Origin of the sequence: Roseovarius sp. MS2 (genome assembly GCF_051447875.1) — a bacterium.
Taxonomy (GTDB): Bacteria; Pseudomonadota; Alphaproteobacteria; order Rhodobacterales; family Rhodobacteraceae; genus Roseovarius; species Roseovarius mucosus_A.
On sequence record NZ_JBKHVF010000002.1, the window covers coordinates 14,974 to 35,259 of the forward strand.

The window sequence follows — 20,286 nt, forward strand, 5'->3', positions numbered from 1 at the left end:
CTACACCCCGTAGAGCCGGAACGTGTCACGACCGGTCAGCTCGCGCACCGCGCCGAGATCGACCAGCCGGTCGCAGAGCCGCCGCGCAGCGCGATCCGGCAAAGGCAAGGCCGAAGGCGCCACGGCGTCGCGGGTCAGGAACATCTCAACCGCGTCGCCTGCCGCCTTCGCCCGCAGTTTGGGTGCGACCGTCTTCAGATGCGCCACCCGACGCGCGAGGTCCGCGGCGAGACGCACGGCCTCGACCACCGAGGAGAGGAGCGCGTGATGACAGGCCAGTCGAAGGTCATCGCCCCGTTTTCGCAGGTCGGCGCGTTTGAGACCCGCAGCCAGCAGTGGTACGAGATGATCCCATCCGAGGGCCTGCGCCAGGGTCGCCTCCGCCAGGATCAGCGCCGGAACTTCGGCACGGTGCGCCTCGGTCAGCACCGCCTCCAGCACCTTCGCAGCCTGGGTCACCGGTGCCCCCTGCCCCGCATCAAGCCAGGCAGCGATGGTCTGAGCCGAACGATCGGAAAGTGCCCGGTTCAGGGCCTTGACTGACACCGCCCGCTCTGTCGCCCGACGCCAGGCCAGACAGGTCTCCCCCGCCGGTCCGGGCAGGTCGCCGGGACGCAGAAGGTGAACCGCATCGCGCAACGCCCCTGCCCGTTCCGGTCTCCCGGAAAACCCCACGCAAGCCTCCGCTGCCCGCAGCGCGAGTCTGTCCCGCAACAAGGTTTCGGGGACACAGTCCCGCCCCAACACCAGATGCAGGTGGGTCAGCGCGGCGCCCGACAAAAACGCCACATCTTCAAGGGTTTCAACACGGACCGAGGTGATCCAGGCGGGCATCCGGGGTAGCGTGTCTAGGTCGCTGATGTGATCGGGCCGGGCAAATGACATGCCGGAAGCCTACATCGTTGCGGCGCTTTCTACCAGCAAATAGCACATGAACCGCCCCGCTTTGCGATAACCTATAATGTCCAATAAGTTTGCATTATCGGACACGAAGAGATATGCTCCGCGCCATGTCAGAAAACCACGAGAAATCGAGCTCAGCGCCGCCAAACGGGTCCTGCGTCAACGAGGACGACGAGAGAGATCCGACGTCCAGCGAGGCTTTGACTCTCCCCACCTGTGTGGCTGGCTCCGGCACGCTCGACCGGCTGGTGGACACGGCCCGGGACTATGCCCGCGCTGCGGCCTCGGACAACACGTTGAAGGCCTATGCCAAGGACTGGACACATTTTGCACGCTGGTGCCGGATGAAGGGCGCGGAACCGCTGCCTCCATCACCAGAGATGATCGGGCTTTATCTGGCCGATCTGGCCAGCGGCTCGGGCCCCTCCCCTTCGCAGTCGGCGTCCCGACCCCTATCGGTCAGCACCATAGACCGCCGCCTGTCGGGCCTCGGCTGGAACTACGCACAACGCGGCTTCACCCTCGACCGCAAGAACCGCCACATCGCCACCGTACTGGCCGGGATCAAACGCAAACACGCCCGTCCGCCGGTGCAAAAGGAAGCGATCCTGGCCGAGGACATTCTCGCGATGGTCGCCACCTTGCCTTACGACCTGCGCGGTCTGCGGGACCGGGCGATCCTGCTGATAGGCTATGCAGGTGGTCTGCGCCGGTCTGAAATCGTCTGCCTCGACGTTCACAAGGACGACACGCCGGACTCGGGCGGCTGGATCGAAATCTTCGACAAGGGCGCCCTGCTCACCCTCAATGCCAAGACCGGCTGGCGCGAGGTCGAGGTTGGCCGTGGCTCCAAGGATCAAACCTGCCCAGTCCATGCGCTCGAGCAATGGCTGCATTTCGCCAAGATCGACTTCGGTCCAGTCTTCGTCGGCACCTCGCGGGATGGCAAACGCGCATGGGAAACGAGACTGAACGACAAGCATGTCGCGCGGCTGATCAAGCGCACGGTCCTGGACGCCGGTATTCGATCCGACCTTCCTGAGAAAGACCGCCTGGCGCTGTTCTCCGGTCACTCGCTGCGCGCCGGTCTCGCCAGCTCGGCAGAAGTCGACGAGCGCTATGTCCAGAAGCAGCTTGGTCATGCAAGCGCCGAAATGACCCGCCGTTACCAGCGCCGCCGAGACAGGTTCCGCGTGAACCTGACCAAGGCAGCGGGGTTGTGACTTGGATCAGGAGTCTTCGGGCTTCAAAGCTGAAAGTGAGGCAATATGGCGAGGTAGATCGCTGCGGGAATGGAGGATGTCCACGATGATGACCTCGTCCGATCGATCCAGAAAGACCAGGAAATGCTCCCCTGCCCTAACGAACCGCAAGTCAGCAGCCTCATCCACGAGAACCGCGCAATTCCGGCTATGGGCCTGACCGTTCAGAATACTTTCACAGCAGTTGAGCAATTCCGCCTCGTAGAGCTCTGCTTGGCGCAGCCCAAAATTTTCGATCGTCCATCTGGCGATTTCAGTGAGGCTGGCTTCCGCACGACGGCTCAGCCGGAAGGATCGACTCATGATCGCGTGCGCGCAGTCGCAAAAGCCCGACGGATTGCATCTTTTCCGCTGCCCTCCGCAAGATCGCCCGCCTTGGCCTGCGCCAGGCCTTCAAGAAGACCCTTTCGGATCCCGGCCCACTGTGCCTCTTCCTGCTCGAGCAGCCTCAGGCCAGCGCGCATGGCTTCACTCACATTCTGGTAGCGCCCGGACGCCACCAGTGCTTGAACCAGATGGTCTTGGGTCTCGGTCAGGACAACGTTGCGTGTCACCATGGGTCGGGTCTCCTTTATTGGCAATATATGCCAATGCTCAGTTTTGGTCAATGGAAGCTGATCTTGGGCGACGAACAGCCATCATGCGGCCTCTCCTCTCGTCGCTATCATTTGGTCGTTTATTAATAATATACGAAACTGCAAAAGGCCTGTTTTGATGCCATTGATAGGCTACGCGCGCGTTTCAACAGAGGATCAAACCCCCCTGCCCCAGTCGCAGGCCCTGAAATCCGCAGGCTGCGCCGAAATCCACGAAGAACAGGCCTCGGGCGGCAATCGTGCGCGGCCGGTGCTTGCGCGGGTGTTGGAGCGCATCTGCAAGGGCGATACGCTGGTGGTCGTGCGCATTGACCGACTGGCGCGGTCGCTGTCGCATCTGCTGGAGGTGATCGAGCGGCTGGAGGCCAAGGGGGCGTTCTTTCGCTCGATCCAGGACCCGATCGACACCGGATCCCCGCAGGGCAAGTTCACGCTGCAGGTTTTGGGCGCTGCGGCCGAGTTCGAGCGCGCCCTGATCCGGGAGCGCACCAAGGCCGGCCTCGCCAGCGCGCGCACAAAGGGCCGCGTGGGCGGAAACCCCGGACTGCGTGCCAAAGACCCTGCTGCTCTTCGCAAGGTGCGGCTGGCGCGACAGGACGGCTACATGGAGCGTCTGAACGAGACGGCACAGGACTGGGTGCCCCATGTGCGCCGGTTGCGCCCCGACTTGGCCTGGGAAGACGTGGTGCGCATCATCAACGGCCCCCTGCCCGAGGCGCGTCGCTGGACCCAAGGCCGTCTCTTGCGCGCCGTGAAGGCCTATGTCCGCGACGGCTTCCTGCCCGAGACAGTTTTAGCGCGCGCCGGCCGCCGCGAAACCGACGACCGCCTGCCCGCCATCGTCGCCGCCATCAAGGGCGCGGATCCCGGCATTACGCTCCAGGCGATCTGCACCCGGCTGGAAGCGATGCGCGAGCGCACGCCCCGCGGGCGGACAAGCTGGCAGCCTTCGTCGGTGAAGATGCTGCTGGAGCGGGCCGAGAGGCTGAGGTTGCTCGACTGAGATCCCGGAGAATCGTCCAACCGATTCTGCCGACTGAATTCTCTACGCACTCACAATACATCTTGTGGTCACTTCGCAGCTGGCAACGAGGTGTTGAAGTAAAGTGAGAGCGCAGTCGCCCAAGACGCTGATTTTTAACAGTTTACCGTCGACAGAAATGGGTGCCTTCAACGCCTCCAGGCCGCTCAACGGTTTGGTCTGGATTTATCCACAATATCTGTTAAGCTTTGCAAAACAATAAAGACTTGAGGGCAGTGATGAACGGGATACGGGCCTCCCAGAGATTTGAAGTCATGTCCAAGCGGCTTGGTAGTCGGTTGCGTGAACATGCGCAGGAAACCTTCCCACCGGACGCTCAGAAGGGCCTCCGCCGCTTCGCCATGCGGGAAGCGGCTGAACTTCTTCGCATTAACCAGAACACCTTCCGCCATCATGTGTCAAACCTCGAAGGCTTCCCCGAAGGTGTTCTGGAGGGGGGCAACCGCCGTAGCTTCTCTGCCGAGGAGATGGTCGAGGCACAACGCGTACTTCTCGAGACTGGAAGGATCAAGCCAGAAGAACACCCGCACAGAAGACCGGGAGAGGCTTGTCAGGTCTTGACGATCTTCAACCTGAAGGGTGGTTCGGCAAAGACGTCATCTGTTGCCCATGTAGGACAACTACTGGGTCTGCGCGGATACCGGGTCTTGCTGATCGACCTCGACAGCCAGGCAAGTCTGACAAACCTATTCGGGGTTACTCCCGAGCTGGATCCGGATATGCCGACGTCATACGATCTTATCCGATCCGATGATCCACTGCCCGCAGCAGAGATCATTCGCAAAACAAACTTCCCGACCGTGGATCTGATCCCGGCATCCATGGACATCATGGAGTACGAGTTCGAGGTCGCCCTGAGCTTCAGACACGGCGCCACCACGTTTCATAGCCGCATCCGGGAAGCGCTTGAGCCCGTCCTCAACCAATATGATGTGGTGATATTTGACACCCCACCGCAGCTGAACTTCTCGGTGATCTCTGCCCTCTTTGCATCGACCGGGGTCCTGATCCCGCTCAACGCGTCGATGCTCGATGTCATGTCGCTGGCGAGCTTTCTGGGCATGGCGAGCAACCTAATGGGCGTCGTCGAGGCACACGCCCCGGAACATGGACTGAACTTCGTGCGAGTTCTGATCACCCGCTACGAAAATACGGATGGTCCGCAGGTGCAGATTTCGTCTCTGCTTCGGACAGTCCTCGGGGATGCCGTCCTATCTGCCGAGTTCCTGAAATCAACAGCCGTGGGTGATGCTGCGAACACCCAGCAGAGCATCTTCGAGGTCGAACCTCGCGACGTGAACCGCAGGACTTACGAGCGCGCGATCGAGTCCGTCTCGCGCGTGACCGACGAAGTCGAACGCGAAATCCTGAAAGCATGGGGGCGTAGCCATGGCGCGTAAGGTCTTCGGGGACTCACTCAAGAACGCGATGGGCAAAACGCCGCCTTCGGACGAGGATCTGGATGTGAAGCGAACGAGCCCGACCGTAGCTCGCGCACAAGCATCCGTGCTCGAAGAGGATAAACACGCCACGCGGCTGATCGACCCAAGCGCCATACGGATGTCCGCGGTCATGGACCGCATCGATCCAAGCGATGGTCTGGATGAGCTTGTCTCGTCGATCCGCGAGCACGGTCAAAAGGTTCCAGTGCTGGTTCGCCGAACCCAGGACGGTGCGCTTGAGATCGTCTATGGACGCCGTCGGCTTCTCGCTTGTCGCCAACTTGGTCAGAAAGTGCGCGCCACAGTCATGGAGATGACCGACGAGGACGCTCTCATTGCCCAAGGCGTAGAGAATAATGCACGCCAAGACCCATCGTTCATCGAAAGGGCTCTGTTTGTCGCCGGGATCATTCGAGAACTTGGGAAAACCGACGAAACGCGCAAGAACGCTCAAACGATCGCGTATCGGGCACTTCAGATCGATGAATCGCTCGTCTCGAGGATGAACCGTATCGCTACGGGCATCCCGATGGAACTGATCCAGGCTATCGGACCTGCACACGGCGTTGGCCGACGGGTTTGGGAAAAGCTTTTCAGGCTGTGCGAGAAAGACGTCGCGAGAGCCCGAGAAGTTGCCAGCGAAATCCCTCGCAACATACCGGGCCCCGACCGTCTCGAAGCGGCGGTTGCCTTGCTGACAGCCACTAAACCATCGACACAGAAGACACATCCCAGTGAGCGCGTGAAGATCGGCCGAAAGGGCAACCGCATCACCATCGATGTGGACGCTGATCTTGTCCCTCGTGTTGAGGAGGCAGTCCGGAAGCTGGTCACGGAGCTTCTTGACCGCGGTCAAGACGGGCCAAAGTGACGACCCCGTGTCTTGACCGCGGTCAAGACATCAAAAGCAACGAGCAGAAAACGAAAGGAGGACCGGCTAGAAAAAGAAAGACCCCTCGAAAGCGATGCTTCCGAAGGGCCTCAATCAGTCTCGACACCTGATTGATACCCCCAAAACGAATCGATTTCAACACCGCTCGCGGTGAACTGGGAAGCTTTTTCTTCCGAAACACCATGAGACATGCAACTGAAACAACAACCGCCCTGGCGGAACGGACAACTCTGCCCTGCCCTAACCCTTATGAGCTTCTGGGCCCAGTTCGCGTACTGAGGAAGGAGCTCGGTCTCACAACCAATGACCTCGCCGTTCTGACCGCGCTCATTAGCTTCCTACCCCGCAAAGAACGTGAGATTCAGGACAGCCAGCGACTTACGCTCACTGTCGTGTTCCCATCGAACGCTTCTCTGTCAGAGCGCGCCAATGGACTCGATGAGAGAACACTTCGACGCAGCCTGGGACGCCTCTCAGCTGCTGAACTGATCCAACGCAAGAATTCAGCAAATTGCAAACGCTTTCCGCTGCGGTATGGAGGCGTTATCAGAGATGCCTTCGGTATCGACCTGAAGCCCTTGATCGAGAGGTACGGCTCGCTCGCGACACAAGCCTTGCAACTCACCGAAGAACGCGAGCGCTTGCGCTCACTGAAGGCTGAGGCGTTGGCCCTACGAGCTTCGCTACTCCAACGGACGCGCTTCGATGAAGCAAAGCTCTCTACCCTCAACATGATCAGAAATGTCCTGCGTCGAGCAACATTAACCGTTGATGCAGTCCTGAGCGTTATCTCGGAACTTAGAGCCCTCGGAGCCGATACCGACCCAAGCTACGGTGAACACCATGCCGCAACAGAAGCTAGTTCCGAAGATAATTTACAAACTGTCGAACACCGACCTTATGAACCAGAATCCAACTATCTGCCCGCCACAAACGGACAAAATGTCCGGCACATAGAGTCTATAAAAAAAGAAATTAAAAAGAATGCTCCCGCTACGGTCAATCGCGGTGAACAAACCGCGCAAACCAAGCCGACGATGAACCGAGACCCAGCACGCATGGCATGGGAAGATTTCACCCATGTTGCAGGATTTTTCCCAGAACCGCCGCGGACAGGAGAAGCCCTTACCCGCATTCTATACGACCTCGGTCGATTACTTAGAATAAGCCAAGACGAACTTCGGTATGGCATCCAGAAAGCTGGCGCGGGAAAACTGCTTCTCGTCTTCGACTACCTGATAGCAAGAGCAGACACGATCAAACACCCTGACGCCTATTTCGAAAGGATCCTACGCACACAACTTGCTCCCACATGAACTTCTTGACCGCGGTCAAGAACGATCATGAGAGGGAAAGGAGTGTTGGTTTGAGGGTGACGGGAAGTGAGATCGGGAGAGTGGCTTCCGACGCCCGTCGTGGAGAATATCTGATGACGAAAGCTGTCCAGAAAATCACCATGTCCCCTTCGCGGGATATCCCTTTCGACAAGCTGGTGCTGAGCCAGTCCAATGTGCGGCGCATCAAGGCTGGCGTGTCCGTCGAGGAATTGGCGGAAGACATCGCCCGCCGGGGCCTCTTGCAGAGCCTGAGCGTGCGGCCCGTCCTGGCTGACGATGGCACCGAGACCGGCAAGTTCGAAATCCCGGCCGGGGGCCGCCGGTTCCAAGCCTTGTCCTTGCTGGTGAAGCAGAAGCGTTTGGCAAAGACCACGCCCATTCCCTGCATCGTTCGCGATGCTGCGTCCGATATCCTGGCCGAGGACGATTCCTTGGCCGAGAACATGCAGCGCGTCGCCCTGCACCCGCTCGACCAGTTCCGCGCGTTTGTGGCCCTGCGGGACAAGGGTCAGAGCGACGCAGAGATTGCTGCGGCCTTCTTCGTGACGCCGCAGGTCGTGAAGCAGCGCCTGAAACTTGCCTCCGTCGCCCCTGCCCTTCTTGAGGTCTATGCCGAGGATGGCATGACGCTGGAGCAGCTCATGGCCTTCACCGTGAACCCCGATCACGCGCGTCAGGTCCAGGTCTGGGATGTGATCCATTCATCCTGGAACAAGGAGCCATTCCAGATCCGGCGCATGCTGACCGAGACCTCGGTTCGGGCGTCAGACCGGCGTGCGGTCTTTGTGGGTATTGAGGCCTATGAAGCGGCGGGCGGCACGATGCTGCATGACCTCTTTCAGGGCGATGACGGTGGCTGGCTCGAGGACCCTGCCCTGCTTGATCGGCTGGTGACAGAAAAACTCCAGGCCGAGGCTGAGACGGTTGCCGTTGAGGGCTGGAAGTGGGTCGAGGTCGCACTTGACCTGCCCTACGGCTACAGCCACGGCCTGCGATCCCTGTCTGGCGATCCGGCACCAATGACGGATGACGAAGGTGCGGCCCATGCCAAGCTGCTCGCCGAGTATCGGGCGCTCGAGGAAGAATACGCGGGTCAGGATGAAATCCCCGACGATATCGACACACGGCTTGGCGTGTTGGAAACGGAGATGGAAAAGATCGAGACCCGGCCGTTGATCTTCGATCAGACAGAGATCGGGCGGGCAGGGGCGTTCGTCACGCTCGACCGCTACGGTGCGCTGGCAGTCTATCGCGGGTATGTGCGTCCAGAGGATGAGCCCGTTGAGGAGACCGCGGTCCAGGATGGTACTGATCCTGCGGTGGCGGGGCAGGGGGGCGATCGTGATCTCACCGATGGCCATGCCAGTGCCGCTCATGGCGGAACCGTCATCATGTCGGGTGGCCAACCGATCGGAGCTGACTTGCCGGAGGATGAGGATGACGGGGCGCTGAAGCCACTGCCCGAGCGGTTGGTCATGGAGTTGACGGCCCACCGGACGCTGGCGCTGCGTGAAGCGATCGGGCGCTCGCCCGACGTGGCGTTGACGCTGCTGCTTTTGAAGCTGGTGACGGACACCTTCCGCACCTCCTCTTCTTCGGGAAGCTGTCTCGAAGCCTCAGTGCGCCACGTCTACATGTCTGCACAGGCGCCCGATCTGAAGGACAGCGTGGTGGCAAAGCTGGTCGACGAGCGTCACGCGGAATGGGAAGCCGATCTGCCGCTTGGCGACGATGCAGCGCTCTGGGACTATCTGACGGTCCTTGACCAGGGCAGCCGTATGGCCTTGCTGGCGCATTGCCTCAGCTTCGGCGTCAACGCGCTGCATGAGAAGGTCAACCCTTACGGGGCAGGCATCTCTTGACGTTGCCCCCTGCATCTAATCCAGTTTGAGATAGACTCTGGCCCAACCGAAAGGACCAGAGATGAAGCGCAGCAGATTTACCGAAGATCAGATCATTGGCCTCCTGAAAGAGCATGAGGCTGGTATTTCCGTGGGCGATCTGTGCCGCAAGCACGGTGTCAGCGATGCAACTGTCTATAAATGGAAAGCCAAGTATGGCGGCATGGATGTCAGTGAGGCGAAGCGTCTGAAGGCGCTTGAGGATGAGAACGGGAAGCTGAAGAAGCTGCTCGCCGACGCCATGTTGGACAACTCGGCTCTGAAAGACTTGCTCGGAAAAAAATGGTGACGCCCGCCGCGAAGCGGCAAGCGGTCGCACATCTTGTGGAAGGCCACGGGATGAGCGAACGGCGGGCGTGTCGGGTCATCGGCTGCTGCAGGATGACGATGCGCTATGAGGCGATCCGGCAGGATGATCCCGCGCTGCGGGAGAGGCTGAAGGAACTGGCACGAGTTCGCCGCAGGTTCGGCTATCGGCGTCTGCATGTGTTTTTGCGGCGTGAGGGCCATGAGGTCAATCACAAGCGGCTGTTCCGCATCTACCGCGAAGAGCGGCTGCATGTGCGCCGTCGCGGTGGGCGCAAACGTGCCATGGGAACACGGGCCCCGATGGTGTTGCCGCTGATGCCGAACCAGCGCTGGTCGTTGGACTTCGTATCCGATCAACTGACGGATGGCCGCCGGTTCAGAATCCTAACCGTGGTCGATGACTGCACCCGCGAATGCCTCGCGCTCATCGCCGACACTTCGCTGTCCGGGGCCAGAGTGGCGCGTGAACTGGCGACGCTGTTCGAGGCCCGTGGAAAGCCCGGAACAGTGGTCAGCGACAATGGGACCGAGTTCACCTCGAACGCGATCCTGACCTTCGCCGATGACCGCAAGATCGACTGGCATTACATCGCGCCAGGCAAGCCGACCCAGAATGCCTTCATCGAAAGCTTCAACGGTCGACTACGCGATGAGCTGTTGAACGAGACCCTGTTTCCGTCCCTGAACCATGCTCGCGTCACGCTGGCCGCCTGGCGCAAGGACTACAACACCGAACGCCCCCATTCCCGCCTCGGCTGGCAAACGCCCGCCGAGTTCGCACAGACCTTCACCCCGCAACGGGGCCTGACGCTGCGCAATACGCAAAGCTCCGCGCCAGACCCCGTTGCCCAATCCGCCGAAAACGGCAAAACTCAAACCCGGAGTCTCGCTCACGCTGGATAAAAGTTGGGGGCAACGTCACCCGGGGCGGCGTCTACCAGTCTCCGGCCACGGCGGCATAAGCCGACCATCGGTCGCGAGAACGTCGGAGCATAAGAGGGCAAGGAGCAGTTTGGCGCAACAGTCGTGAGACGGGATCGGGAGAACCAGTGTGCAACAGAGTGCCATCGAGCACGCGGCTTTGATCTGGACCCGACCTTCGAACACCATACGGGCCTGCGGCATGTAAGAGGCCGCATCATGAGGCCGGACACATGTCAGCACCCGATGACGCGCCAAGATTAGCTCTGAAAATACCTCTTGCGCAAGGGCCGGTTACACATGTTGCACAAATCGTTTGAAGGACGGTCTTCCGCTGTCCCCGGACACAGTTACCCTCTGGGCACAGTGACGGGTATGCCAAGTGCGGTGTAGCGGTTGAGCACGGCGATGCGGACTTGGATTTCGGCAATCTGCCGGTCGAAGTCCCGCGCCGTGAGGCTCTGCCCCATCAGTTTCACACAATGCATCTTGCTCTCGACGCGGCTCCGGCGATGGTATCCGCTCCACTGTCGCCAGATAGCTCAGCCGAGGTATCGAGGCGCGCTTACCTCGTCGTTCCGAGCGATGGCGCCCGCGTTTGTGGGCTTCCACGGCTTGGTACTTTTGCGGGGTGGGATGACGGTATGGGTATTGCGGGCGGCAATTGCGTCGTGACACTTGCGCGTGCCGTATTCGCCGTCGGCGGTTAAGGACCCAATATCCTGATCGGGCGGGATTTGGTTTAGCAATTCAGGCGGAATCAGCGCGTCACCGACGTTACTGGTCGTCGCTTCCATGGCCCGGAATTCCAGCGTTTCTGCATCGATCCCTATGTGTATCTTGCACCAAACGTGCCGCTTCGGGCCACCATGCTTGCGCGCGTTCCACTCACCCCCTCCCCTTCGGATTTGATGCCGGTACTGTCGATCAACAGGTTCAGCGGTCCGGGTTCTCCGCGATATGGAAGGCTGACATTCAGGGTCTTCTGGCGACGGCAAAGCGTGCTGTCCGCAGCTCGGCCCCATCCAACATTAGAAAAAGTTTGCGGCAGAACCGACGCAGCGGACTTTAGCTGCGGCAGCGCCAATGTCTGCTTTGGCCAACTGGACGCTGTCTTGACACCGCATTATATATCGAGGTATCTCGATTTATGGACCTTGAGAGATCAATATCAGCACTGAACAATCCGATACGCCGCAGGATTCTGGAATGGCTCAAGGACCGTTCCAACTTTCCTCCTGCGCTACCGGGACACGAGGATCTTGAAGGTGTTTGTGTCGCATACATTCAGGAGAAAGCGAAACTGTCTCAGTCCACAATCTCGAACTACATGGGATTGCTGAAACAAGCGGGATTTGTGAAGGCAGAACGCCATGGCCAGTGGACATTCTATCGGCGCGACGAAGAGAACATCCAAGCGTTCCTTGCGGCAGTCCAGGACGAACTTTTAAAAACGTAGCTTGCAGGCAAGGAAACCTATCCCGGTTGAATCTTGCCTAACAAAAACGGAATATCGAAATATTCAGATGGAGAGTGGAGATGAATAAGTTTGGCAACAACGCAAAGAACCTGCTTGGCCAACCACTGGACCTGCCCTGCGGTGTGCGGCTGAAGAACCGTCTCGTGAAATCTGCCATGTCCGACTCCCTTGGTGATGGTGCAGGCAATCCCACCGAGGTGCAAACGCGCTTGTATGAGCGATGGGCTGAAGGGGGTGCAGCGCTATCGCTGATCGGTGAGGTGCAGACAAATCCACACTATCCGGAAAAACCTGGTAATCTCGTACTGGTGCCAGACGCAAACCTGACTGCACTGCAAACATTGGCGAAACGCGGATCGACCAACGGTTCGCATATCTGGCCACAACTCGGTCACGCGGGAGCATTGGCGTACGGGCCGATCAGCGACCCGAAAGGGCCCTCTTCCATTGCCGTCAAAGGACTTCATTGTGATGGCATGTCTTTGGCGGAGATTCATGACTTGCCCCGAACCTACGCACAAGCGGCGCGCCTCGCACAGAAAGCTGGATTTGGCGGTGTACAGATTCATGCCGGTCACGGGTTTCTGTTCAGCCAGTTTCTGTCGCCACTGTTCAACCATCGGACAGACGCTTATGGCGGCACGGTCCAAAGACGTTTTCGCGTTATTGGTGAGGTTATCGACGCCGTTCGGCAGGCCATCGGACCCGCTTATCCAATTGGAATCAAAATAAACTCGACTGACCAGCTTGATGGCGGCTTGACGACTGACGATGCTTTGCGGCTCGTTCAATTGCTCGATGAAACATCAGTCGACCTGATCGATATCAGTGGAGGCACCTACTTCCCGGGCGCTGCATCAAGCTCAGAAGGCACGTCCTCTACCGGTCCCTACTTCACCGACTTCGCCAGACAGGCAAAGAAGATTACATCCATTCCGATCATGCTTACAGGTGGATTTGAGACAAGGAATCAAGCAGCAAGTGTTTTGGCGGATGGGTCTGCCGATGCGATCAGTCTCGCCCGTGCAATGGTGCTGAATCCATCTCTCGCCAATACGTGGCTCAACGATGCAAGCGGTGGTCCTGAATTTCCAACATTTGATGCACCACCGCGCGGAGGTGTCACGGCATGGTACTCAATGCGCCTGACAGCCCTTGGTGAAGACCGTGAAGAGCAATTCGTCCTCAGCCCTGCAGAGGCCCTGGAAGCCTATAACTCGCGGGATGCGATGCGTTGTGAAACGTGGCGCAAGAGGTTCGGCTGAAACAAGCGGTCGTTTGACGCTCTGCAGCATGTTGGTGGTGAGGGCGCAGAACCGGGAATTCACCGCGCTCTCCGTCAAGGGCCGCTGCCGCCTATACCCCCCCAGCCCTGTAGAGACGATCCGCATCAAGGCGCTGGCCTCACCATCAGAAGCAAGCGCTCGCTTCGCGCTTCAAGGCTGAGGTCAGGCTAATGTATGGGTGAGGCCCGAAACTGATGCGCGAAACACCAAGGGCAGCCACGTCACTGATGTTTTCCGGATCGGCTGCCATCATCACGTTGACAGGCAGAGCGACTTCTTCGCAGATCTGCCGGATCAACGTTTTATCTGTCAGTCCCGGCACAAAGAAACCGTCTGCGCCCGCTTCGGTATAGGCCGCAGCGCGCGCCAAAGCATCTTCGAGCAGATTTGCATGCTCCGAATCCGGTGCAGCCTTCAAGAAAACGTCTGTGCGCGCGTTGATGAAGGCTGGAACACCCAGGCTATCGGCAGCTTCACGGACAGCGCGCAAACGCGCCACCTGATCCTCGATGCTGTACAGGCCCTTGCCGCCCACCACCTGATCCTCAAAGTTGAGGCCAATAACGCCAAGCGCCAACAGACGGCGGACGTTCTGGCCAACCGTTTCGGGGTCAGCGGCATAGCCACCCTCGAAATCCACCGTGACGGGAAGATCCACGCTGCGCGTTATCCTTGCCACCACCGCCAGCGCGTCATCAAGTGGGAGCACTTCCTCATCCTGATAGCCCTGAGCCGCAGCCACTGACCAGCTACCGGTCGCGATGGCTTTCGCGCCGGCCGCTGCGACCGCCGTCGCGCTGCCTGCATCCCAGATGTTGTAGAGGATGAGTGGATCATGAGGGGTGTGCAGGCTGCGGAAAAATTCAGCCTTGTCGATCTGTGATGTCATTTGATTGTCTCTTTCTGCGATGTCTTGAGGTGCCGCTCGATCTCGATCAGCCGCTGTTTTCGCCAGAGGCCGCCGCCATAGCCGGTCAGTGAGCCGTCCGCTCCGATCACGCGGTGGCATGGTATCATCAGTGCGATCTGGTTAGCGCCGTTGGCGCGCGCTACTGCCCGTGTTGCCGCAGGTCGCCCAATCTGCCGAGCGATATCTGAGTAGCTGCGCGTCTCGCCAACGGGGATCTCTCGAAGCGCTGCCCAGACCTGCCTCGTGAAGGCGCTGCCTGCCATGGCCAACGGCGTCAGAAAGCGGCTTGATCGGCCTGCAAAGTAGTCTGCAAGCTCCTCCGCAGCCTGTTCTGCTGGGGGCAGAGCGCCAATCCCGATCCCTTCCTTTGACGCTGCCTGCAATCGCGCCAGTTCGGCAGGCAGACCTTTCCGGTCCACGAATTCTAGTAAATGCAAATGGCTGCGACTGCTGACTGCGATCATGTCACCCAGCGAGGTCGGTATCCACGTCGCGCGCAGCAACCGGTCCGCGCGCAAATCAGCCGGGGAGCATCCGAGAAGACGCGCAAAAGCCGCCCGAAAAGCACTTGAGGATTCAAAGCTTGCATCATGTTGGGCGGTGATGATCTTGCCGCCTGTGGCCAGCGTCTCGAACCCTTCGCGCAGGCGGCGCTGGCGTGCCATCTCCAGAAAGGTCATGCCGAACTGCCGCTTGAAGGAGCGTCGCACGGTAGAAAGATCGTAGCCGAGCTGTTCGATATGCCCTTCTGACCAGCGCAGGTCAGGGCGTTCATCCAGCGCATGAAGAAGCGCTGCGATGGTCGGATCAGCCAGGGCGGCGGCTTGGAGCGGATGGCACCGCTTGCAGGGACGAAAACCCGCTTCGATACAGTCGCCAATCGTGGCGAAGAAGGTGCAGTTTTCCGGCTTCGGTTTGCGGGCCGGACAAGTCAGCCGACAGAATATGCCAGTGGACGACACGCACACAAAGGCTTGCCCATCAAAACGGTCATCGCGGGCAAGCAGCGCAGCATAGAGAGTCGCGTGGTCAGGGAGATCAAATAACATATGCCACGTCTACCATCGCAAACTGTCCCCCGTCGCCGGTTTTCAGGCGTCTATTCTGTTTCCCGACGGAATTGACAAAAACGTCTGATTGTCCTGTGCTGCTCAACTCCCGTCTTTACGGTCCATCACAGAAACGGTTGAGTTCCGGCAGCGCGGTGCGGCCTTTGGACGGTTTGCCAATGGTCGCACCGCTTCGAATTAATGAGCAACCGATCCGCCTCAGAGACCGAGGCCCGCAGCGATGGCATCAACCAATTGGCCATGAACGGCCTCCCGATCAGCACCTTCTGGATCGGTGCAGATCGGATCATCTCCACCCTCTTCCAGCAGGTCGGCTGCGCCGGTCTTGCAGGTGCCCAAGAAAGTGAAGTGATTGGCGGGCGCGATCTCCACATAGGTCGCGGCAGGGAGTCGGTTCGCCAGGTTGTTGCCACTAGGACCCACATCAGCGGCCCCCAGGCGGTCTGCCTCGCCAAGGTTGATGAGCGTCATCCCCGCAAGCGCGTCGCCCAGGCTTTCCGGCTCGACGGACCCTCCGAAGCCGGGGTCAACGACGACCGCCCGAGTGACGCGAGGGTCGCGTGCGTCGGCCTCGTATCCGGGATAATTCGAGAACCGGACACCTCCAAGCCGAAAGAACACGCAATCGGCGGCGTCCGGATCCGTCGTGCAGTTCGCATCCTGAACCTCACCGTCGAAGCGCACACCGGCCATGCCCAGTGCTGTCGCGCCGCCCAGGGAAAATCCGACGATCCCGATCCGGTCGGGGTCGATGAAGGACGCGAAGGCCGGATCTGCGAGCACCATGTCGAGCGCGGCCGACAGATCGTTCGCACGGGCTTCAAGATCGGCGGAGCGGCGCGGAGAGCTGTCCCCGGAGGTCGAACCGGGATGGTTGACGGCCAGTACGATCGCGCCGTGCGCCACAAGTCCGCTGGTGAGCCAGCCGAGACTTTCCGCATTGCCGCCCGACCCATGCGACAGGAGCACAAGAGGATGCTCTCCCTCCGCAATGGCAGGCCCGACATAGGCAAAGGTAGGGTCAAAGATCGGCCCGTCTCCAACTGGAGCGCGGTAGGTGCGGTTTGCGGCAGGATACCAAATCGAAGCGGCGATCGGCCGTGACCGATGGTCGGCCATCAAGTCGAACCTGTCATAGCCCGGAAGCATGTCCGCAGCTGCAGGTACGGCTTGGGACAGGGCAAGAACGAAAGAAAGAGCAAGACGTTGCATGGGAACCTCCTCGTTGAACGTTGCCCGACGGATGCAGCGAAAAAGGTCCCACCGGCGTCCTGTTTTCGGGATTCAGGTCGTCACGATCCGGTTTTTGGACAATAGTAGCCCCATGCCCATGCTTCCGATCCTAGCCTTCGTCGCCTTTGTTCTGGGCTATCTTGCCCTGCGGACCCTGCTGTCCGGTGGGAGGCCGCTTCTTGTGGCATTTCTTGCCGCCTGCGCCGCGCAATCCGGTCTTGTGACGCTTGTCGGAGGCTATGGTGTTGAAGGGTTACGCCCCATCTTGCCGGTCAGCGCAACAATCGTTCCGCCCTTGGCCTGGATCACGTTTCAGGACGCGCTGGTCAGCCGGATGTCCCTGCGTGCCATGGCCGCCCACACAGCCACCCCGGCATTCACCCTGTTCTGTCGGCTCTTTGCGCCCGAGACGATCGACTTTGTCGTGCCGCTTGTCTTCGCCGCGTATGGCGGCGCGATCCTCCTCCAATTGCGGGGCGCAAAGGACATGCCACTCGCCAGGCTGGATGCGGGGCGCGTCCCGGCAATGATCTGGCAGGTCCTCGGATGGGCCTTGTTAGCATCATCGGTCAGCGATGTGTTGATCGCCGTCGCCTATGCCACGGGGAACGCGGATTGGGTCGGCTGGATGGTTACGGCGTCCTCATCGCTGGTACTGCTCGTTGTCGGGCTGCTCAGCGGGAGCCCCTCTGCATGCGGCGCCGCAGGCGACGACGGCCAGCCCGCGGCCGCTCCACCTCCTCAAACCAGTCAGGAAGACGTTCAGATCGTCGCCAATCTCGAAGCTTTTCTGAAGCGGGAGCCGATGCATCTTGATCCCAACCTGACCCTAGCACGCCTCGCCCGTAGACTGCATCTTCCCGAAAAGCGTCTGTCAGCTGCGGTCAATCGCGTGACCGGAACCAATGTCTCGCGGTTCATCAATTCATGGCGCATTCGTCATGCTTGCCAATTGATCCGCGACGGCATGAGCGTTACCGAGGCGATGCTGGAAAGCGGCTTCAACACCAAATCCAACTTCAACCGGGAGTTTCTGCGGGAAACGGGTGTCGCACCAAGCAAATGGCACGATGAGGAGCAAAGTCTTTCAAAAGTGACGTTAATCGCTCAGGCGAGAAACGCGCCCTGACCCGGCGCGCAGCCGGACATAAGCGCGCTGCCAAGATTTGTGCGCCAAATACAATGGATTCCACAGATTTCAGAAGTGACTTTTGAGGTGCCCCTAGTTTCCTAGACACCTGCTTCGTTCAGTTTCTGCTGTCTGGTTTCGAAGTCAACGGGTGACAGCATGCCGTTGTTCGTGTGCTTGCGCTTTGGGTTGTAGAACATCTCGATGTAGTCGAAAACGTCCTGCCTTGCGGCTTCGCGTGTCGGGTAGGTGCGGCGACGGATCCGTTCCCGCTTCAAGAGTTGGAAGAAGCTTTCGGCGACAGCGTTATCGTGGCAATTCCCACGCCGGCTCATACTGGCTTGCAGGTTGTGCTGGCTGAGAAATACTTGCCACTCACGGCTGGTGAACTGCGACCCCTGATCTGAATGAATCATCACCTTCGTCTTGGGTTTGCGTCGCCAGACCGCTGCAAGCAAGGCCTGCAGCGCCAGGTCGGTCGTCATGCGGGGTTGCGCGGACCAGCCTACCACACGCCGTGAGAAGAGGTCGATAACGACAGACAGATACAGCCAGCCCTCGTGGGTCTTGATGTAGGTGATGTCCGTGACCCAGACCTTGTCGGGCGCATCTACTTCGAACTGCCGATCCAGAGTGTTGAACGCGACGACAGCAGGCTTCCCGCCATATCGTCCCGGGCGGCGCTTGTAGCCAATCTGGGCCAAGATGCCCGCAAGGCTGGCCAGCCGGGCGACCCTGTTCTCAGAAACCTGCTCGCCGAGATCGCGCAGATCATCGGCCAGCTTGCGGTAGCCATAGATCTTGCCGCTCTCGCACCAAGCCTGTCGGATCAACTCTGTCTGCCGTTCATCGTCCTGCGCACGCTGGCTTAACGGTTCTTTAAGCCATGCATAAAATCCGCTGACGTGGACCATAAGCACACGGCACATTGACCGAACCGAAAACTCGGATCGATGAGCCCGGATGAAACCATACTTCAACGGGACTCTCGCGCGAAGTATGTGGCGGCCTTTTTTAATATGTCGCGCTCCTCGGTGACGCGCGCCAGTTCCTTCTTCACCCGACGGAGCTCAAGGGCCAGATCCGCCTCAGCCTCACGAACCTCGGCAGGCGTCGCAAACTGCGCCTTCCATGTGTAAAGCGACTTGGTGCTCACACCCAACCGCTCGGCCACCTCGCTGCCCGCATAGCCGCGGTCAACAATCTGCGCCACAGCGTCCCTTTTGAACTCTTTCGTAAACTGATTTTGCGATGACATCCGCGCTTCTCCTTGGTTCCAAAATTACCAAGCAAAGCATCTACAAATCTAGGGGCACCTCACACAGTGGCAAAAGTGCCGGATCAGATCACCCGTGAAGAGATGTCAATGTTCGAACCCGAACTTGCAATCGGTAAGATCCGGGCGTCCGGTTGGTCCATTTGTGAAAGGCCCGGTGGAAGTTCGACGGTGCGGAAAAGCCGGTATCAAAGGCGATCTGTTCGATACTGTCCGTCCCTTGCTGAAGCGCGCGGATAGCGATGTCGCGGCGCAGAGCGTCCTTTATGTCCTGAAAGGATGTTCCTTCCTCCTTCAGGCGGCGGTTCAGCGTCCGGGGCGTCATCTTCAGGGCGTGGGCCGCATCCGGAAGTTGGCAGCTCTGCCATGTCGCTCCGTAAAGAAAGGCGCGGACGCGAAGGCTGTTCGTGTGGGCGCGCGAGCTGGTGAAAATCCAATCAAGCGGCGCCCGTTTTAGAAACACGGATGCTTCAGCCGGACTGCGGGTGATCGGACGGTCAAAGTGGCGCGGATCGAATAGGATGCTGGTATGCTGTGCGTCGAACGCGACCGGGCAGGGAAAAACCACCGCGTAGTCTGCCGCGAAATGCGGACGGGCAAAGGCAAAGCGTATCTCTTTCACCGAGGTTTCCGACCCGCCCAGCCAAGACAGAAGCCCATGCGCCAATTTGAGGATCAGCATGTGACCAAATCGCTGGGGCTTGGTGTCCGGGGAGCAAGGGATCAATGACAGCTCCACCTCCTCATAGCTGTTCCGCAATTCCAGGCGAAAATCATCCAGGAGCAGGTTCCAGAACGTCGAGAACCGAAACAGCGCTGAGACCAGGCTGCTCGCCTCACGCTGCACGGTCAAAAGATGCTGCAAAGCGCGAGGGCGGATCGGGCGGCTCCAGAGCCCCATCATTTCATCCCCGGTCTCCGGCGCGGCCAGCTGGTAAAGGGTGGCGATTTCCTTGAGCGTCACGCGCTGCGTGGGCACCATGGGGTTGGTTTGCAGACCCGAGCGCTCCAGCAGAGAGGCCATCGCCTGCGGTGTGCATCGAGAGTTCAGAGCGTCGAGCCAGTCCTGGATGAACCCCGCCGAAACGGTCGTCAGAGAGATAGGATCATGACTGGTCATGGGGGCTCGATGGCGTGATCTGATATAATTTTGGCATAAAATGAGCTTATTGGCAAGTTATTCACCAGATAAATGACAGGAAGCAATAGTTACCTTGGAGTGCCTCGAATGTCCTATCTGCCGCCCGTGCAAGATTTGATGTTCTGTATCGAACACCTGTCCCATTGGGAAAGGGTG

17 protein-coding genes and 3 pseudogenes are annotated in these 20,286 nt (G+C 59.5%); 11 read left to right on the plus strand and 9 right to left on the minus strand.

All coding sequences use genetic code 11. The features are described 5' to 3' along the window. Positions 1–885 (minus strand): DUF1403 family protein, encoded by an 885-nt coding sequence (locus ACLGGT_RS20500; RefSeq protein WP_437197474.1) that lies wholly within the window; start codon positions 883–885, stop codon positions 1–3. 113 nt (positions 886–998) lie between these two features. Between ACLGGT_RS20500 and ACLGGT_RS20505 the strand changes: the two genes are divergently transcribed. Beyond that, a complete protein-coding gene (locus tag ACLGGT_RS20505; protein WP_437197475.1) occupies positions 999–2,126 on the plus strand; it encodes a tyrosine-type recombinase/integrase in 1,128 nt (375 codons plus the stop codon). Between the two features lie 6 nt (positions 2,127–2,132). On the opposite strand, the gene ACLGGT_RS20510 is transcribed toward ACLGGT_RS20505, so the two are convergent. Together ACLGGT_RS20510 and ACLGGT_RS20515 are read right to left on the minus strand one after the other, a co-directional pair. Next, entirely contained in the window at positions 2,133–2,468 is a 336-nt protein-coding gene (locus ACLGGT_RS20510) for a type II toxin-antitoxin system RelE/ParE family toxin (RefSeq protein ID WP_437197476.1), read from the minus strand. Continuing rightward, positions 2,465–2,722, minus strand: coding sequence for a type II toxin-antitoxin system ParD family antitoxin (locus ACLGGT_RS20515; protein ID WP_437197477.1), 258 nt, complete (start codon positions 2,720–2,722; stop codon positions 2,465–2,467). Before ACLGGT_RS20515 ends, ACLGGT_RS20510 begins: the two co-directional genes overlap by 4 nt. A 157-nt stretch (positions 2,723–2,879) precedes the next feature. On the opposite strand from ACLGGT_RS20515, the gene ACLGGT_RS20520 reads away from it, so the two are divergent. The 7 genes and pseudogenes from ACLGGT_RS20520 to ACLGGT_RS20550 form a co-directional block, all read left to right on the plus strand. After that, on the plus strand, positions 2,880–3,764 hold the full coding sequence (locus ACLGGT_RS20520; RefSeq protein WP_437197478.1) for a recombinase family protein: 885 nt from the start codon (positions 2,880–2,882) through the stop codon (positions 3,762–3,764). 293 nt (positions 3,765–4,057) lie between these two features. Continuing rightward, a complete protein-coding gene (gene repA / locus ACLGGT_RS20525) occupies positions 4,058–5,203 on the plus strand; it encodes a plasmid partitioning protein RepA (protein ID WP_437197479.1) in 1,146 nt (381 codons plus the stop codon). Continuing rightward, a complete protein-coding gene (locus ACLGGT_RS20530; protein WP_437197480.1) occupies positions 5,193–6,116 on the plus strand; it encodes a ParB/RepB/Spo0J family partition protein in 924 nt (307 codons plus the stop codon). The genes repA and ACLGGT_RS20530 overlap by 11 nt, the downstream gene beginning before the upstream one ends. Positions 6,117–6,319: 203 nt before the next feature. Continuing rightward, on the plus strand, positions 6,320–7,453 hold the full coding sequence (locus ACLGGT_RS20535; RefSeq protein ID WP_437197481.1) for a helix-turn-helix domain-containing protein: 1,134 nt from the start codon (positions 6,320–6,322) through the stop codon (positions 7,451–7,453). Between the two features lie 113 nt (positions 7,454–7,566). Beyond that, positions 7,567–9,333, plus strand: a pseudogene (locus ACLGGT_RS20540) (ParB/RepB/Spo0J family partition protein); the annotation flags it as partial. Between the two features lie 64 nt (positions 9,334–9,397). After that, on the plus strand, positions 9,398–9,664 hold the full coding sequence (locus tag ACLGGT_RS20545) for a transposase (protein ID WP_437197482.1): 267 nt from the start codon (positions 9,398–9,400) through the stop codon (positions 9,662–9,664). Next, a pseudogene (locus tag ACLGGT_RS20550) lies at positions 9,649–10,587 on the plus strand (IS3 family transposase); the annotation flags it as partial. The gene ACLGGT_RS20545 and the pseudogene ACLGGT_RS20550, both read left to right, overlap by 16 nt. 368 nt (positions 10,588–10,955) lie before the next feature. Here the strand turns inward: ACLGGT_RS20550 and ACLGGT_RS20555 are convergent. Next, a pseudogene (locus ACLGGT_RS20555) lies at positions 10,956–11,614 on the minus strand (IS5 family transposase); the annotation flags it as partial. Between the two features lie 141 nt (positions 11,615–11,755). On the opposite strand from ACLGGT_RS20555, the gene ACLGGT_RS20560 reads away from it, so the two are divergent. Continuing rightward, complete coding sequence (locus tag ACLGGT_RS20560; RefSeq protein WP_437197483.1) at positions 11,756–12,064, plus strand: ArsR/SmtB family transcription factor; 309 nt, start codon at positions 11,756–11,758, stop codon at positions 12,062–12,064. An 80-nt stretch (positions 12,065–12,144) separates the two neighbouring features. Further along, entirely contained in the window at positions 12,145–13,350 is a 1,206-nt protein-coding gene (locus ACLGGT_RS20565) for an NADH:flavin oxidoreductase/NADH oxidase family protein (RefSeq protein WP_437197486.1), read from the plus strand. A 145-nt stretch (positions 13,351–13,495) separates the two neighbouring features. Here ACLGGT_RS20565 and ACLGGT_RS20570 read toward each other — a convergent pair whose 3' ends face one another. From ACLGGT_RS20570 to ACLGGT_RS20580, 3 genes are all read right to left on the minus strand, one after another. Continuing rightward, entirely contained in the window at positions 13,496–14,260 is a 765-nt protein-coding gene (locus ACLGGT_RS20570; RefSeq protein ID WP_437197488.1) for an isocitrate lyase/PEP mutase family protein, read from the minus strand. Next, positions 14,257–15,330 carry a bifunctional transcriptional activator/DNA repair enzyme AdaA gene (locus ACLGGT_RS20575; RefSeq protein WP_437197489.1) on the minus strand — a complete coding sequence of 358 codons (1,074 nt, stop codon included), beginning with the start codon at positions 15,328–15,330 and terminating at the stop codon, positions 14,257–14,259. Before ACLGGT_RS20575 ends, ACLGGT_RS20570 begins: the two co-directional genes overlap by 4 nt. 219 nt (positions 15,331–15,549) lie before the next feature. Next, a complete protein-coding gene (locus ACLGGT_RS20580; protein ID WP_437197490.1) occupies positions 15,550–16,563 on the minus strand; it encodes an alpha/beta hydrolase family protein in 1,014 nt (337 codons plus the stop codon). On the opposite strand from ACLGGT_RS20580, the gene ACLGGT_RS20585 reads away from it, so the two are divergent. Beyond that, positions 16,562–17,713, plus strand: a complete 1,152-nt coding sequence (locus tag ACLGGT_RS20585) for a helix-turn-helix domain-containing protein (protein WP_437197491.1) — start codon at positions 16,562–16,564, stop codon at positions 17,711–17,713. The two genes, ACLGGT_RS20580 and ACLGGT_RS20585, sit on opposite strands and share 2 nt — an antisense overlap. Positions 17,714–17,814: 101 nt before the next feature. On the opposite strand, the gene ACLGGT_RS20590 is transcribed toward ACLGGT_RS20585, so the two are convergent. Both ACLGGT_RS20590 and ACLGGT_RS20595 read right to left on the minus strand, forming a co-directional pair. Further along, a protein-coding gene (locus tag ACLGGT_RS20590) for an IS3 family transposase (protein WP_437197492.1) occupies positions 17,815–18,971 on the minus strand; the annotation gives its coding sequence in 2 pieces (ribosomal slippage) (positions 17,815–18,719 and positions 18,719–18,971; 1,158 coding nt in all). Between the two features lie 88 nt (positions 18,972–19,059). Then, positions 19,060–20,109 (minus strand): AraC family transcriptional regulator ligand-binding domain-containing protein, encoded by a 1,050-nt coding sequence (locus ACLGGT_RS20595; RefSeq protein ID WP_437197493.1) that lies wholly within the window; start codon positions 20,107–20,109, stop codon positions 19,060–19,062. Positions 20,110–20,286: the final 177 nt, after the last annotated feature.

What these genes read in the sequence shown, in the direction of transcription:
- ACLGGT_RS20505 (WP_437197475.1), top strand. Translation starts at nt 999, where the DNA reads ATGCTCCGCGCCATGTCAGAAAACCACGAGAAATCGAGCTCAGCGCCG.
- ACLGGT_RS20520 (WP_437197478.1), top strand. Translation starts at nt 2,880, where the DNA reads ATGCCATTGATAGGCTACGCGCGCGTTTCAACAGAGGATCAAACCCCC.
- ACLGGT_RS20510 (WP_437197476.1), bottom strand. Translation starts at nt 2,468, where the DNA reads ATGAGTCGATCCTTCCGGCTGAGCCGTCGTGCGGAAGCCAGCCTCACT.
- ACLGGT_RS20560 (WP_437197483.1), top strand. Translation starts at nt 11,756, where the DNA reads ATGGACCTTGAGAGATCAATATCAGCACTGAACAATCCGATACGCCGC.
- ACLGGT_RS20530 (WP_437197480.1), top strand. Translation starts at nt 5,193, where the DNA reads ATGGCGCGTAAGGTCTTCGGGGACTCACTCAAGAACGCGATGGGCAAA.
- ACLGGT_RS20585 (WP_437197491.1), top strand. Translation starts at nt 16,562, where the DNA reads ATGGGAACCTCCTCGTTGAACGTTGCCCGACGGATGCAGCGAAAAAGG.
- ACLGGT_RS20535 (WP_437197481.1), top strand. Translation starts at nt 6,320, where the DNA reads ATGAGACATGCAACTGAAACAACAACCGCCCTGGCGGAACGGACAACT.
- ACLGGT_RS20595 (WP_437197493.1), bottom strand. Translation starts at nt 20,109, where the DNA reads ATGACCAGTCATGATCCTATCTCTCTGACGACCGTTTCGGCGGGGTTC.
- ACLGGT_RS20565 (WP_437197486.1), top strand. Translation starts at nt 12,145, where the DNA reads ATGAATAAGTTTGGCAACAACGCAAAGAACCTGCTTGGCCAACCACTG.
- repA (WP_437197479.1), top strand. Translation starts at nt 4,058, where the DNA reads ATGTCCAAGCGGCTTGGTAGTCGGTTGCGTGAACATGCGCAGGAAACC.
- ACLGGT_RS20500 (WP_437197474.1), bottom strand. Translation starts at nt 885, where the DNA reads ATGTCATTTGCCCGGCCCGATCACATCAGCGACCTAGACACGCTACCC.
- ACLGGT_RS20545 (WP_437197482.1), top strand. Translation starts at nt 9,398, where the DNA reads ATGAAGCGCAGCAGATTTACCGAAGATCAGATCATTGGCCTCCTGAAA.
- ACLGGT_RS20580 (WP_437197490.1), bottom strand. Translation starts at nt 16,563, where the DNA reads ATGCAACGTCTTGCTCTTTCTTTCGTTCTTGCCCTGTCCCAAGCCGTA.
- ACLGGT_RS20515 (WP_437197477.1), bottom strand. Translation starts at nt 2,722, where the DNA reads ATGGTGACACGCAACGTTGTCCTGACCGAGACCCAAGACCATCTGGTT.
- ACLGGT_RS20570 (WP_437197488.1), bottom strand. Translation starts at nt 14,260, where the DNA reads ATGACATCACAGATCGACAAGGCTGAATTTTTCCGCAGCCTGCACACC.
- ACLGGT_RS20575 (WP_437197489.1), bottom strand. Translation starts at nt 15,330, where the DNA reads ATGTTATTTGATCTCCCTGACCACGCGACTCTCTATGCTGCGCTGCTT.